At 29.1% G+C, this 14,741-nt stretch carries 14 protein-coding genes; all 14 read right to left on the reverse strand.

Annotation, left to right across the window (positions count from 1 at the left end; translation table 11 throughout):
* Positions 1-104: 104 nt before the first annotated feature.
* The 14 genes from AC1DVP_RS12025 to AC1DVP_RS12090 all read right to left on the reverse strand — a co-directional run bounded on the left by AC1DVP_RS12025 (position 105) and on the right by AC1DVP_RS12090 (position 14,557).
* Positions 105-614, reverse strand: a complete 510-nt coding sequence (locus tag AC1DVP_RS12025; RefSeq protein ID WP_477183714.1) for a hypothetical protein — start codon at positions 612-614, stop codon at positions 105-107.
* 18 nt (positions 615-632) lie between these two features.
* Positions 633-1,589: a hypothetical protein gene (locus AC1DVP_RS12030; protein WP_477183715.1), complete on the reverse strand. Its 957-nt coding sequence runs from the start codon at positions 1,587-1,589 to the stop codon at positions 633-635.
* A complete protein-coding gene (locus AC1DVP_RS12035) occupies positions 1,573-2,097 on the reverse strand; it encodes a hypothetical protein (protein WP_477183716.1) in 525 nt (174 codons plus the stop codon). The genes AC1DVP_RS12030 and AC1DVP_RS12035 overlap by 17 nt, the downstream gene beginning before the upstream one ends.
* Positions 2,090-3,277, reverse strand: a complete 1,188-nt coding sequence (locus tag AC1DVP_RS12040; RefSeq protein WP_477183717.1) for a PilN domain-containing protein — start codon at positions 3,275-3,277, stop codon at positions 2,090-2,092. Before AC1DVP_RS12040 ends, AC1DVP_RS12035 begins: the two co-directional genes overlap by 8 nt.
* Entirely contained in the window at positions 3,277-5,190 is a 1,914-nt protein-coding gene (locus tag AC1DVP_RS12045) for a type II secretion system protein GspD (protein ID WP_477183718.1), read from the reverse strand. Before AC1DVP_RS12045 ends, AC1DVP_RS12040 begins: the two co-directional genes overlap by 1 nt.
* Positions 5,190-6,593 carry a GspE/PulE family protein gene (locus AC1DVP_RS12050; RefSeq protein ID WP_477183719.1) on the reverse strand — a complete coding sequence of 468 codons (1,404 nt, stop codon included), beginning with the start codon at positions 6,591-6,593 and terminating at the stop codon, positions 5,190-5,192. Before AC1DVP_RS12050 ends, AC1DVP_RS12045 begins: the two co-directional genes overlap by 1 nt.
* Positions 6,594-7,076, reverse strand: a complete 483-nt coding sequence (locus tag AC1DVP_RS12055; protein WP_477183720.1) for a prepilin peptidase — start codon at positions 7,074-7,076, stop codon at positions 6,594-6,596. It lies immediately after the preceding gene.
* Between the two features lies 1 nt (position 7,077).
* Complete coding sequence (locus AC1DVP_RS12060; protein ID WP_477183721.1) at positions 7,078-7,512, reverse strand: type IV pilin protein; 435 nt, start codon at positions 7,510-7,512, stop codon at positions 7,078-7,080.
* 74 nt (positions 7,513-7,586) lie between these two features.
* Positions 7,587-8,708: a type II secretion system F family protein gene (locus tag AC1DVP_RS12065; protein ID WP_477183722.1), complete on the reverse strand. Its 1,122-nt coding sequence runs from the start codon at positions 8,706-8,708 to the stop codon at positions 7,587-7,589.
* Positions 8,705-9,196: a PulJ/GspJ family protein gene (locus AC1DVP_RS12070; RefSeq protein WP_477183723.1), complete on the reverse strand. Its 492-nt coding sequence runs from the start codon at positions 9,194-9,196 to the stop codon at positions 8,705-8,707. Before AC1DVP_RS12070 ends, AC1DVP_RS12065 begins: the two co-directional genes overlap by 4 nt.
* On the reverse strand, positions 9,189-9,536 hold the full coding sequence (locus AC1DVP_RS12075) for a hypothetical protein (RefSeq protein WP_477183724.1): 348 nt from the start codon (positions 9,534-9,536) through the stop codon (positions 9,189-9,191). The genes AC1DVP_RS12070 and AC1DVP_RS12075 overlap by 8 nt, the downstream gene beginning before the upstream one ends.
* Positions 9,511-10,722 carry a hypothetical protein gene (locus AC1DVP_RS12080; protein WP_477183725.1) on the reverse strand — a complete coding sequence of 404 codons (1,212 nt, stop codon included), beginning with the start codon at positions 10,720-10,722 and terminating at the stop codon, positions 9,511-9,513. Before AC1DVP_RS12080 ends, AC1DVP_RS12075 begins: the two co-directional genes overlap by 26 nt.
* Before the next feature lie 3 nt (positions 10,723-10,725).
* Positions 10,726-11,622 carry a toxin-antitoxin system YwqK family antitoxin gene (locus tag AC1DVP_RS12085; RefSeq protein ID WP_477183726.1) on the reverse strand — a complete coding sequence of 299 codons (897 nt, stop codon included), beginning with the start codon at positions 11,620-11,622 and terminating at the stop codon, positions 10,726-10,728.
* Positions 11,623-11,836: 214 nt separating this feature from the next.
* The gene (locus AC1DVP_RS12090; protein WP_477183727.1) at positions 11,837-14,557 is read right to left on the reverse strand and encodes a zinc-dependent metalloprotease; all 2,721 of its coding nucleotides are present in this window, start codon (positions 14,555-14,557) and stop codon (positions 11,837-11,839) included.
* Positions 14,558-14,741: the final 184 nt, after the last annotated feature.

Genomic DNA, 14,741 nt, shown 5'->3' on the forward strand with positions numbered 1-14,741 from the left:
AACTGTGTTAACATCGTCGTGTGATTTCAGGACGGGACAATATAAATAAAACAAACCCTTAAGCAATTAATGTTTAAGGGTTTTTTTATGATTACTAATTTAAATCAATTTAATCGAAATATTTTTCTCTCTCTATTGAAATCTAGTTCGATAGAATCTTTGTAAACTTTTTTTACTGTAATGCCTCCTGACTGCTCATTTAGTTTTAGTTTATGCAGTTTTTTATCTATGTTTACTAATATTAATAATTCATCTTTTCGATCTTTGGAATTAATATAGCCATGATAAGAAATCAGTGGCCAATTTAAAATTTCTACAGATTTAATTATTCCTTGTTTTAATTTCTTTTTTATAATAGTGCTTTTAAAATGCGTGTCTTGAGCTAACGAAGAAGTAATTACGCTGCTTTCTTTGTTTAAAAAAGGGTCTCTATCAATATGATTGATAGAAAAAGTGTCTTTATTTATTTGATTTATTTTTAAATTTGAATCGTAATTTTTTGTATAATTTGTTTTTTTATCTAAAAAAAAATATTGCTTTAGAGTTTTTGTTACTACTAAACCCCATACAGTCAAAACAATTAATATTAAAGCGACATTAATTTTCTTTTTCATAGGATGATAGGGAGTTATTTATTTTACTATAAATTTAAAAGGAGTACTATAGATACTTGCGTTTCCTGCCAAATCGGTTGCTTTAATTCGCCAATAATAACTCCCAATTGCTGTGAAAGCTTTATCAAATGACGCTGTCGAAACATCATTTTTTTGGATTATAGTTGTAAAATTTACATCGTTTGCAAATTCTATAGTGTATGTAATAGTTGATTGAATAGCACCTACATCGGCTAGGATTGACCAGCTGAAATTAATTGTTTGGTTTGTTGTAAATGATGCATTTTGTATGGGAAGTGTATTGCTAGGTTGATTAGGATTAGTTCTGTCAACTGAAAAGGTATTTGAACTAAAAAGAGTTTCAGATGTCCCATTTACTCCTTTTACTTTCCATTTATATTTAGCTTCTGCACTTAAATTAGTGTTATTTATTACAAATGTTGGGTTTGTAATACTAGTTTCTGGAATAACACTAGTTTCTCCATTTGTCACATTTAATAATTCAAACACATATGAATCTGCCATTGTTAGCACATCCCAAGTACAAGTTACGGTGCTGTTTTTCGTGTAAGAATTGTCAATTGGATTTTTTAAAATTATTTGTTGTTTACCTAAATCGGTTGATTCGATGACAGAAAAGTCAGCTTGAAGGGAATAGGAAGATTGATATGCAAAATTTTCTCCCCTTACTCTCCATTGGTATTCCCCTTTTAGCATTGGATATTTTAAATTTGTTTTGGATATTAATGAATCTAATATTTTTGTTTTATCTGTTTTAAATATTTGAATGCGATATTTATCTGCATCAGAAAGACTGTTCCATTTAAAAGTGACAACATTACTTTCAATTTCTTCATAATCTTTTGGTGATATAATTTCTATCATATCATTTGTTATGTCTTTTTCCAATACATCATCACAAGAAAACAAAATTAATGCAATTGCTATTATTGAAACTCTATTTATTTTTTTCATAGTTTTGAAATATAATTTTAAAATGTAAAAGATCTGTTTTGTTATTTTTTTTTGAGACATAGAAATGCATATTTACAATTCTTGAATCACTAAAATTTTTTTCAAAATCGTACCCTAATTGTAATAATTGATTAATGTTGCCAGTAACATCTAGTTGATTTGTTATAATAGTGTGGTTTTCATCTTGAAAAAGATGTATAGGCTCTAAAATATTAATAGACACTTTAGGATGTCTTTTTGTTGTAAAGTTTACAATTTCTTGCTGTATTGCCTCTTTAGGGACTCCCCCTTTGCCAATTAACCTATCTAAATAAGCAACTTCTTTAATTAAAATACTTGAATTTTCTGCTTTTTGGTTTACATCTTCAATTTTTTTTGATAAAGCATTATGCTCTTTTATTACTTGTATTAATGCACTAAATGACCTTTTGTACGCTGTTATCGCAATTATAAAAGTCAAAACTAGTAACGCTAAAAATTTTTTCTTATAGGAATATTTTTCAAACATTTTTTATTGAGATTTTTACTTCAAATTGAGATTTGTTTTTTTTGTCTTTTTTCAAACTGATAATTTCAAAATTTTCTAACCAATTCATTTTTTTTAAACTTTCCATCCAAGTGTTAAATGAAGATTCATTAAAAGTTTCTCCTCTTACATTTATGGTATTAGATTCAAAAATTAATTTTTGGTTTGTTTTGGTTTCTTTGGTTAATGGAGTTATTTCTAAAACGGTTAAAGAGACATCTTGCGGAACTATTTTAATTATTTCATAAGAATAGAAAGATAAAAACTTTGATGAAGAGAATCCTGATTCTAGCAGTATTTTTTGTTTATTTTCTTTTTGTTTTTCTAAAGCCAATGTTTGCTGATAATTTTTATCGGTATATATATTTTGAATAGTAAGAGCTGTATTTTTTGATGTATAATACTGAATTAAAAAGAAACTTATCAAAAGCGAAATCAAGAAACCAACTAGAATTGAGATTCCAAAATATTTAAAAGCTTTCTTGTATATAATTTCGTCTGTATTTGAAGTTTCTATTTTTGTTTTAGAAATTTCCTTAGATTTTATAAAAAAATCAATTATTGTAGCATATAAAGGCAAGTATGTGCTAGTGATAGTTTCGGTTCCAATAATGTAATTCTCTTTTTTTGTAAAATCAGTTTGTTTTACAAATTTATGTAGTTTGTCGTTTTTGAATTCTAATAGTAAATCATTTGAAAGTATTACTTCTTTTTTTATTGAATTTATCAGTATTGCTGAAATAAATGATCCTAAATAAATATCAATTATCTGAAAATTATTTTTTTTGAATTTTGAGAGAATATCGTTTATAATATTTTTTCTGCTAAAGCTTATAAAATCAATGTTTAAGCCTTTTAAGCTTGTATAATATATAGTGTTTAAATCAATGTTTTTATACCAAGTTACATCAGCTTCATTGTTAAAATCAATAGCCTTGTTTAACACGCCCTTTCCATCAATAAACAACAGTAACGGTAAATTTTGATCTACGTTTTTTTTAAGGTCTTCAAATTCAGTAAATGAAGCCATAGAAACTATAGTAACTTTAGTTCCTTTTTTTTTAACTGTTAGGACATGATAAAACTCTTCGTTTTCTTTTTTAATAATTCCTATAACGTGTAATTCGTTAATTTTTATTATTTTAGATAAAATTGTAATCATTAATATACCACTGTTGGTTTAATAAATAGATGTAATTTTGACGTACTTTTTCCTTTTTGGCGACTACTGAATAACCATTTAATAACTGGTATTCTAGAAATTAATGGAGTACCAGTTCCTGAATTCTCTTTCTTTAATTCATCCAAACCTCCTAATAAAATCATTTCGTTATTTTTTACTCTAACTAGAGATTCAAATTTTTGCGTGGCTTTTCCTGGAGGAGCATCTTCACCAGCTCTAGCTAAAAAAGAACTTTTTTCGACAACAATGGTTAAAGTTACATTTTCATCAGTTGACACAAAAGGTTTTATCGATAGACTTAGATTGGCATCTGTAGATTTCCAAACACCAGAATTTAAAACATCGTTTCCAATATTATTGTTAATTAATCGATTAGTCTGTTCAAAATAATAGCTGGTTTCACCAATAGATAATTTTGCTTCATGACCGCTTATTGTTGCTATTTTTGGCGTTGATTCTACATTAATTATAGAATTGTTTTCAAGTAGTTTTAAATTGGCGTAAAATGATTCTGCCACTTTCCCTAATTTGAAAATTCCAAAACCGTTAAAGGCATCAATTAAACTATTTACAGAAGTTGAATTTACTACAACATCTGTAGTCGGAAATATTGTGCCACTGGTAACTACTTTATTTAATTTGTCTATTCCAGCCTTCATTCCAGTTTGGATAGAATATGATTTATTATACTGAACAATAATTACCTCAATTTGAACCATAGGAACAACTTTGTCTATTTGTTTTATGTATAATTTTAATTCATCAACGGAATTTTTTGATCCGGAAACTATTAACCCGTTTAATTCTGTAAATTCTTTTATCTCCAATTTATCCGAAAAAACTTTCGGCAAGGAACCAAGAACTAGTTCTATAGATCTATTTTCCATCTGTATTAGTTCAGTCACTCTTAATCCTTCTGTAATTTGCTCCCCTATTAAATAAAATTCACCTTGTTTTTTGAATGTATATTTTTTCCCTTCGAGAATTTGTTCTAAAAGATCATCAAATGTTATATTTTCTACAGAAAGCGTGATTTTTTCATTTTCAGGTTTGTTATAAAAAAAATAATTAATTTTTAATTTCTCCGCTGATTCTGTTACTAGATCAGCTACATCAGCAGCATATGCTTTTACAGATAATAACCCATTTTTATTAGTTAAAACATCGAAATAGCCAGGAAGCCCAACAGGAGCTTTCGGTTGTTTGGCTTTTAAATTAGAATTGTTACTTGTTAAATTTGCTGTTGATTCTGTGTTGTTTTTTTCAATATAATAAATTCCATCATCATCCTTTGCAGCTAATAGATTATTTGACTTTGCAATCATTTGTATAACTTGATCAAATGGCCGATTTAATATATAGGCAGAAACCGTTATGTTTCTTATCGCTGGTGCCAAAACTAAATTCTTACTTGTTTTGTCTATAATTGTTTTAATAACGGATGATAAAGTGTCATTTTCTAGTTTAACAGATAAGAAATCATTTAGAGGATTATATGTGACATCGATTATTTTAGCAGTTTTTTTTGGGACTATAATTCTTTCTATTCTTTTGTTGAAAATGATAATATTGTTTCTAAAAGTTACTTCAAGGTCATATTTTTGAACTAAATGTATAAATACGTCTTTAACTTTTACATCAAAAAAATTATTGGATACCATTTGATTTAAACTTTGGTCAACATCAACATTTAATTGATGATCTTCTGCGATAGTTGAAATGAAGTCATGAAGTGTAAGTCCATTTATATCTATTTTTATTGATTCGTCAAGCCCTTTATTTTGTGCTGACATTGCATCAAAATTTTTGACTAATTCATTTATATCTTGTTGCGCAATAATAGTATTTGTGAAAAATAAACCAATTAGAACGTAAATAATTTGTTTGAACATTATATGTTTATTAAAATAGAATAAATTTCTTCTAGTGCTGTTTCTCCTTTTGATAAGATATCAAATGCCTTTTCTGACAATGATTTATGGTCACCATTAGTATTAAATTGTTTTGATATTGTATTGTTTTTTATGGCTTCAACAATGGTGTTTTCGATTGGTAAAACTTCATAAATAGCTGTGCGGCCTTTGTATCCGGTATGATAACATTTGTTACAGCCTACAGCCTTATAATAGTTAGATATTTCATAAGGAAATTGGAAATTACTAGGGAAATCACTTTTATTGCATTCAACTTCTTTCTTACAATCATCACACAGTTTTCTTATCAACCGTTGAGCTACAGAAAGGTTTAAAGTTTCGGATATGAGATAAGATGGAACACCCATGTCGATTAATCTTGAGATGGTTCCTATCGCTGAATTAGTATGGATGGTCGATAGTACAAGGTGTCCAGTTAAAGATGCTCTAATTGCCATTAAAGCAGTTTCTGAATCCCGAATTTCTCCAAGCATGATTACATCTGGATCTTGACGCAAAAATGATTTTAAGGCAGTCGAAAAAGTAAGCCCGATGTCTTCTTTTAATTGAACCTGATTAATTCCTTTTAGAGTATATTCAATTGGATCTTCTACAGTAACAATGTTTCTTTTATTGTCATTGAGTAATCTTAGAGTAGCATAGAGGGTTGTTGTTTTTCCAGAGCCGGTTGGTCCGCTTATTAAAATAATTCCGTTTGGTTTTTTTACAGCTTCTAGATAATTCTGTAATTCTTCTTGCTGAAGCCCAAGAGTATTCAAGTCAATATTTGATGCATCTTGTCCTAACAAACGCATAACTATTTTCTCTCCAAATAATGTTGGTAAAATGGAGACCCTTATGTCAAATGAATCGTTTGTAATTCTTCCGTCTTGAGGTAAGCGTTTTTCGGTAATATTTAGCTTAGCTTTTATCTTTACTTTATTAACTAATTCAAGATAATTGTCTCTTTCAACTTTATATCGCTCAATTAATTGGCCATCAATTCTAAACCGAATTCTAGATGAATCTTCATAAATTTCAAAATGTATATCACTGCATTTTAGAGATTTTGCTTCTCCCAGTAAATTTTCAAGGAAATCACCTTTATCAACATTAATAGATTTACTTGAACTCGTTTGTCGTTCTTTGCGATAATAAATTGATAATGCTTTTTCAATTTCTGATGAATCAAACGAGATTAAGGATATATTTTTTCCAATAAAAAGTTCTAATTCTTCCTTGGTATCCAGATTGTTATTTGATTCATCTATATAAAGTTCTAAATTGGAATCAGACACAGTTTTTGGCAATACCCTATACTGATTTGCTAGGTCGTTGGACAAAATATGCTGATTTTCTGGATGAACAATTATAGTTTGCATTTATATTAAAGAGATTTTTGGGATGCTTAATAAACTATCCATCGCAAGAATTAGGAATAAAAATAACGCCGAAAATCCAGCTAGAGGAACCGTATCGTGTTTCATTTTTTTTCTCAATGTAAATTGCAGACAAATGGCAAAAAACATTGAAAGTATAAAATATAGAATGTAGTTTTTAAGATTAAATAATGGGGCAATACAGATATAAAATAACAAATCACCTAATCCAAAATAGTTTTGAAAAGGATTTAAAAAGTGTTTGTTTTTTAAACTCATATAGATGATTAATATGCTTAGAGTTATTAGAAAAAAGCATATGTTTAGGAGCATAATTTTATTTGAAAGTTTATTTTCCAGTCTTATTATAAAATAAGATGACAAGAAAATCAGTAAAGGCAAAACCACATGAATTGCACGGTATTTCCAATCTTGAAAAAATACAATTAGTAGACAAAGTAATAAACCTGTAAAAATTATTTCCAATTTATTCTTTTGTTACTTCTGTTAACATTTTCTTACTGTCTATTTCCCATGTATTAAAGGTACCATCACCATCCAAATCTGAAGTTGCTGTTGCACGTGCCAAGAAAGAATCGTTAGAAGCTTCTACAATTTCAATTTTATATACCGCTTGACCGCCTTCATCTACTGTGAGTTCTGGTTCGAAACCAAGTTCTTCTAGATTGCTTGAATATTTTGAATGTCTATAGAAATGACTTTTTTCTAGGCCATAGACTTGATTTAGCATTGCTTGAGCTTCAATAGCTTTTGCTTGACCAATCACTGATGTTTGATTTGGCAATACCATTAATAACAGTATTCCGATGATGCACAATACTATTAAAATTTCGGTCAGAGAATAGGCCTTAACCATTGTTGTTTTAGTATTTTGAAAATATTTCTTAATGTTATCTAACATCTTTATCTTATTTTATTCGTTAAAAATTGTTAATTTAAATGTTGGCAAAAATACAAATTGTAATGAAATTTTTGTTATTTATTTATTATTTTACTTAAGTCAAACATTGGGGCATACATCGAAACCATTATAACCCCCACAATGACTCCAATTACTATAATTATCATAGGTTCTAAAATGACACCTATCATCTTGGTCTGATGGCTAATTTCTTCATTATATTGTTCTGTTAATCTTTCGAACATAGTTTCAAGCTGATTTACTTGTTCAGCTACTTCAACCATAGAAATCATTTTGTTCTCGAATACATTGTGCTTTTTTAAACTCTCATGTAAGGAAGCACCTCTTGTTATGTCTTCTTTTATTTCCTCAATAGCAACTTCAATAGGATAAAAGCCTATCATTTTTGCGGTCAATGTCAAAGAATTTATTAACGTTGTTTTAGAAGTAATTAGTAAATTCATGGCTTGACAAAAGCGGGAAATATAAATTTTCCGAATTAAATTTCCAAAATATGGAGTTCTCAAAATTATTTTTGTTGTAAATGCTCTGTAATTTTGATCTTTTTTTAATAGTGTATGTGTGGCTAGCAGCCCAATTATAACAGCTAATATAACTGTGAAAATTGCTCCTGAATGATTTGATAACTTTATAATAATCTGAGTGCTTTTTGGTAATTCACTTCCAAATTGCCTAAAAACAGAACTGAACATTGGAACTACTTTATTGAGCATGAAATAAAGCACTAAAAAAGTAACCAGCATTACAATTGCAGGATATGTCAACACAGAGATGATTTGCCTTTTCATCTGAATTTTTCTGTTGAAATATTTTTGTAATTCGGCTAAAACTTCTTCTAGTTTTCTAGTTTCTTCTCCTATTTGGATGCTGTAATACTCGTATGGGGAAAACTGATTTGTTTCTTTTATTGATTCATAGATACTTCTTCCTTCTACAACTTTGTTTTTTAATTCAATGATTATTTCTTTTTCAAATTTATTGGAAGACTGGTTGCCTAATATTTCTAATGCTTTTTTAAAATCGACTCCAGATTTTAAAAGCATACTCAACTCCCGGTAAAATACTTCTTTTTGTTTGTCTGAAAGGGATTTTGAAAACTGAAGATTAATATTTTCAATTTTAATTGGTTTTTTTTCAGATTTTGCAGGTTTATATGTGCTTAAATCAAGACTCATTTTTCGTTATTTTCTTTTAATAATAATTCATTTGCATAAATGCGTTTGTAGAATTTCAAGTCCATTTTGTTTTCATTTATTTCTATATTGAATTTTAATTTTTGAAAAACAAATTGTTCAGATTTACTTTTCACTGTGTCAATATGTATTTGATTTAGCTTTATTTTGAATGTATCTATAAATATTTCATTATTTCTCAAAGCATAATCTTCCAGAAAACTGTATTTTATGTTTTCCCCAGAATAGCTTTTAAATGTAATTTCATTGTCTATGATATTCATTTTTTCATTTTCAAAAATATCTTTGTTGACACTATATGTTAACCTATTTAAGTCGCAGATTAATTCATTTTGATTTTTATAATCCATCATTCTTTCCGTTACAATAGAAAAAACGACAAAGATTATGCTCATTATGATAGCCGTTATGGCCATGCCAACAATAGCCTCTACTATAGAAAAAGCAGGTGTCATTTTTTTGTTATTCATGACTATTTTGAATATAAAAACTTTTTTCAAGCCCAAACTGTGTGCTGTCTTTAAAACGGATGGTTGTTTTTTTTAAGTTTTCATTAATGTATTCCTCTTCAACTGATAAATTTTCCTCTTCATTTTCATTTAGTAATGAGTCATTTTTTATTTGTGTTAAAAAGAATAATTCATTTACTTTATTTTGGGTATTATAGAATTTTGCAGATGTTCTTGGTGTAAAAACTGTTGCAAAAATCATAATTGTGAAATAAAAACAAATTGAAATAATAGTCAAAGCAATGACTGATTCCAATATAGAATTTGCTTTTAGGCTATAATACTTTTTTAATGATGCCATGAGATGCATTTTTTGATTCAAATATTGGAATTGAAATAAAATAGTCTGGCCATTTTTTAGCATTAATTTCTATATCCGAAACCATGTTGTCATAGGAAGCAGATTCTGTTTTGTAAAATAATTTATTGGTATAAACAGAACCATAAACTTTGCTTTTTAAAAATAATTTGCCACTGCAATAAATGTTTCCAAATAACAAGCCTTCTTCATCTATCTCTATACTGTTTTTGTCTATCATTTCGTTTGTATTGCCAAATAAAACAACAGCACCGGTTATTTTGCACTCTTTTTTTATTTTTATTTTACTGTCATCACTGGAGTTATTATAAATACATACGACAGAAGGGTAATTTAATATAACATTTTGTTCTAATTCTATTCTTTCTGAGGCAAATGCTTGAACTGTACCTTTAAATCCAGATTCAAATGTTATTTTTGGTGCGATCAATATTACATCTTCTAAAACGGTATTTTTTTTAATATGCAAGGAATCTTTGGAGCGTAAAATAAAATTGCCTTTAAAAATCACATTCGAAACAATTGAGTTTAGATAGATTTCTTTAGTTGTATTAAAAAAAGAATTAAAGTATAATGAATCTTTTGGCTTTTCTACATCGGATAAATTTGTTTTCTCAGCTCGTATTCCGTAGAATATTTTCTTAAAATCAGGATTAATCTCTGGAAGTTGATTTTCCGAAATAGTGTTTTTTCCATCAATTATAAGTTGATTGGGTTTATTGTTGATATAAGCAGTTTCGATATAAGTTGAAGGGAGTGATCTGTCTCCAATTAATTTTACTGTACCAGTATAAGTAAGTGATTTAGAAAAATTGGTCAAAAACAATGCTATTTTATCTTTGGTATATTGTCCAATAAAATGTGCTGACTGAACTGTGTCTTTATTTGTCTCGGATGTTACTAACAGAAGATTTAACAGGCCATAGGATTTTATTGAATAGTTTCCTATAATGCCTGATTTTTCATCTTGAATTGGTTCTTGTAATGTCTCTTTATTCTCTAATGCAAGATTAACTATTGATTGATTATTGATGTATAATTCTTCTTGAAGATTATAGTATAAATTGAGCTGTCCGTATAAATTCGAAAAAAATAACAGAGCTCCGCAAATTATTGAAACAATCAAGCAAATGTAAATGGCATATAGTAAACTGTGAGCCTTAACCATATCTTATTTGTTTGTTTTCTTTTTAAATAATTTATTATAATAGCGATTAAAGAAATTTTCTTTTTTAGGCGTAGCGCCAGAGTTTATATTAGCTTCTTTATTTGATATTTCTATAGCTTTTTCCTTTTCTTTTGCTTCTTTTTGTGCTTTTTTATTGGCTTTGGCTGTCTTTCTTGCAACAATTTTAGCTTCTTTGGCCTCTTTTCTGCGAAGCCTTGCATTAGTTTTTTCATTTTCTAATGCTAATTCTTGTGCTTTTACAAAATCTCTTTCGGCTTTTTTTGCGACAGCTATTTTGTTTTTTTTAGATTTGATTGCTGTTTTTTTATTTTGTTCGTCTTTTAACTCTTGAAGTTTTAAGTTTAATTTATCTAATTTCGATAATTTTCGTTTTTTTACAGTTGGGATTCCACGACTATAGCTAACAGTGTCTTTTTTTTCAAAATCATACCATTTTCCTTGTTTTTTGTCGTTTTTATAAAAACCAGTTTCTGCAACAAGTCCATTTTTATCATATTTGTAATACCTGCCTGTTCGTAGTCCTTTGCTCCATTTTTGAGTGCTTTCTATTGAGCCATTGGGATACCATGTTTTCCAAATCCCCATTTTTAGACCATTTTTGAAGTTTCCTTTTTCGGCGATTTGATTACTATGGTAGGTTTTTAAAAACACATCATTTAGTAAATTTCCTCCGGAACCACCTTGAGCACTATGAATTGCACCACCTTTAAACCAATAATACACTTTGTTAGGTTTTGGTGTTATTGTTTTATCAGTAACATAGAATTCATATCTAAAATCTTGATCACTGATTCGTTTTATTGAATAAGGGTCTGAAAATGAAACTAGTAATAACGCAATAAAAAAGTAAAGTAGAGATAATAACAGTTTTGTTTTCAAAGCAGATTAAGTTTAATAATGGGCACAAGGTAATATTTTATAAATTATTTTTCAAAAATTATTGTAGTCTAAATATTATTTTATTTTCAATTATTTTTATTTCAAAGGATACTTAGATTTATCTTAAAACTAATTTTATAAAATACAATTAATTTTAAAAATGTTTATTTTTTCTATCATTTTAAGACATCATAATTTTGAGTGATTACAATCATTATTCAATTATTAATTTTTTCACAGTTTTTTTATCTCCATCAGTTAATTTCACTATATAAATACCAGTTCGAATTTTACCCAATTCTATATTCTGATTAAAATTTAGTTCACTTTTGTATTTTCTATCAAAAATCAGCCTTCCTACTAAATCATAAATAGAAATTTTTATATCATTTGTGCTTGTGTTGTTAAATTGAATATTAAAACTTCCTTTATTTGGATTTGGATACAGATTAAAATCATCGATTTCAAAATTTGTTCCTGCTAAAGAATTTGACTTTGTGCAGATTGTTAATGACGCAGATTCTAACACCCCATTATCTCCGGGAAATGCATCTCTTACTCTTAATATCCATTTACCTTCGGGATTAAAGTTATTAAAAGCGGCTAGTGGTTGAGCAGGAATTACTGTCTGTAAAGTTGTTTTAGTGCAAGAAAGGGCAGTTCCTGAATCGTCATAATTTAAAATTAACTTATTGTTTGAAGCTCCGCAAAAACTGTCAAACAATTTTACAACTATTCCCTGAGGGTTAATTAATTCTATTTGAATATCAGGAAGATAAGGGTGGGTTAGTTTTATTTCAAGATTAACATTGGCTATGTTTTTTGTTGATGATGGCACATCAATCGTTAATGAACTATATGTCTCTGACTCTGGGATTGAAAAAGGTGTGGCAAAAGTATATTTATTACAAGAAGAAGCGGTTGAATTTGTAATTGAAAAAGATTGACTATTCACCGCATAATAAATATTTGCTGTTGGTTCTATTAAAATCCTGCAATCTGTTGCGCTAATATTTGGCACTGTGATTTGTTCAGAACCGTCATTTGGTGTATTGGATACTAAAATTAGGGGGAAAGTTAGTCCGCCATCGGTTGAAAGTTTGATATTAACACTGGCCGAACCGGGTAAAGTATTAGTATTGTTTACGGTCCAGTTTATAGTTTCAGCAGTACCAGATGTCCAATTGGTGTCAGGATTGTTTTGTGACGTTATTGTAAAAGGGCCAGCACTAGCTGTTACTGTTACTGCCATAGCATCAGTATTGGTTTGTGCTAAACCCAGAGGAGCATTATTTCTTCCTGTTAAAGTGAAGTTTAATGTTCTGTTTATAGAAGAAACCGATTCCCAAGTTGTTGTTAATTGACCTGCAAGAACTTTATCTAAAGCCGGCATATATCGGTTAGGCGAACTGCTTGGTAAGATAGATCTAAAAAGAGGGCCATTGGTTTTTGTGGGATATGCAATGCTATTAGAACCTTTTTGATCGGTGGCAGAATCATATTGCTCCCAACAATAAGACAGGGTATTGTTATTTGGATCTGAACCAGTTCCTTTCAAAACAAAAGGCGTGCTTTTAGGAATAATGTAATCCATACCAGCATTAATTGTTGGTGTTTGATTTGTTAAAACAGTATTTATTGGGCAAGATATTTTTGCTAGATTCTCCTGAATTTGCAAAATGCTAGCATACCCAAAATAACTATCTGAATGGCTTTGAACATTATAATCTGTAATTCCCGCATATCCCATAATAGTTGAACCGCTACCAGGTTCAACACTTACATTTGTATCTTCAATATCGTATGAAAAAATATGATTGGCACCTATTTGGTGTCCCATTTCATGTGCAACATAATCAATATCAAAAGTGCTTCCTTCTGGTTTTGAATCTGCTGGTGAAGTATACCCACTCCCTTTACCTGTAATGAAAACAGGTGTTGAGTTTGTGTTTGCTAATGGACTGCAAACACACCCAATACAGCCCGCATCCCCTCCGCCTCCGGAAGCAGCAAATAGATGGCCTATATCGTAATTTCCCTCTCCAATTACATCTGTAATAGTTTTTTGCACTTCTTTATTCCAAGTTCCTGGGCAATCACCAGTGCAGCCAGAAATAGTTTTTAATCCTTGTGCTTCATCAGAATACGGATCGGTAGAAGCGTTGGTATAAATGATCAGATTATTATTGGAAATTATTTCTAATTTTAATGATAAATCTTTATTGAAAACAGCATTTACCCGTGTCATTGTAGCATTCATTCCTGCTAAAGCACCAGCTGCAGTTCCACCAAAATAATTTGCGTACTCACCTGTGCAGGATAACGCTAAACGTATAGTTTTAAAAATACCGGTATTTGACTTCAATTGACCGGTTTTTTTTGTTAATTCTCTATTCAATACAACATCAGCAGTTCTGCAGGTCAAAGGCAAATCTCCTTTGTTTCTGTTTTTTGAAGTCGATAGAATATAAATTGATTTGTCTTTATCTAAAAGATCGATAAATTCTGAACAACTATCACCTCTTAAAACCATGCTTTGAATTCCGTTAGGAGATACACTAAAACTAATTGAAGCATTCGGATCAGTAATTCCAGTTCCAGAATAGGCTCGAATATCTGGAAATTCATCTTGTAATTCTGGTGAGAAATTTGAGGATTCTTTTATAGCAAACAATTCTAATAATCCATTGCTGTTAGGAATTGAAATTTTTGTCACTGCATTTTTGTTTGATTTCTGTTGAAGATTATTCAATGTTTGCTTAAAGCTGATTTCATTCAAAGAAAAAAGTAATTTGTGGTCTAAATCAGAATTATCGCCAAGTTTTTGGTTAGAAAAATCAGTTGCTTTATTTACTGATTTCCAATGAGCAGAATCTTGTGAATAAGTTTTAAAAAATACGATAAAAATTATAATAAAATGTAGGAATCGGTTCATTAGTTAAATAATTGAATGGCGAAAATAACTCATTTTATTTGGTATACAAATAAAGCTTTCACAATTTAAAAAGTGCTGTGAAGGTCTCTAAACTGTTTTGTGGATCCATATAATTTTTTGAATTTGGAAAATAATATTGTTCAAAACACTTAAGATGAGCTATTTGCTTACTTTTTTGACAAAT

Source organism: Flavobacterium sp. P3_A6, assembly GCF_056403035.1.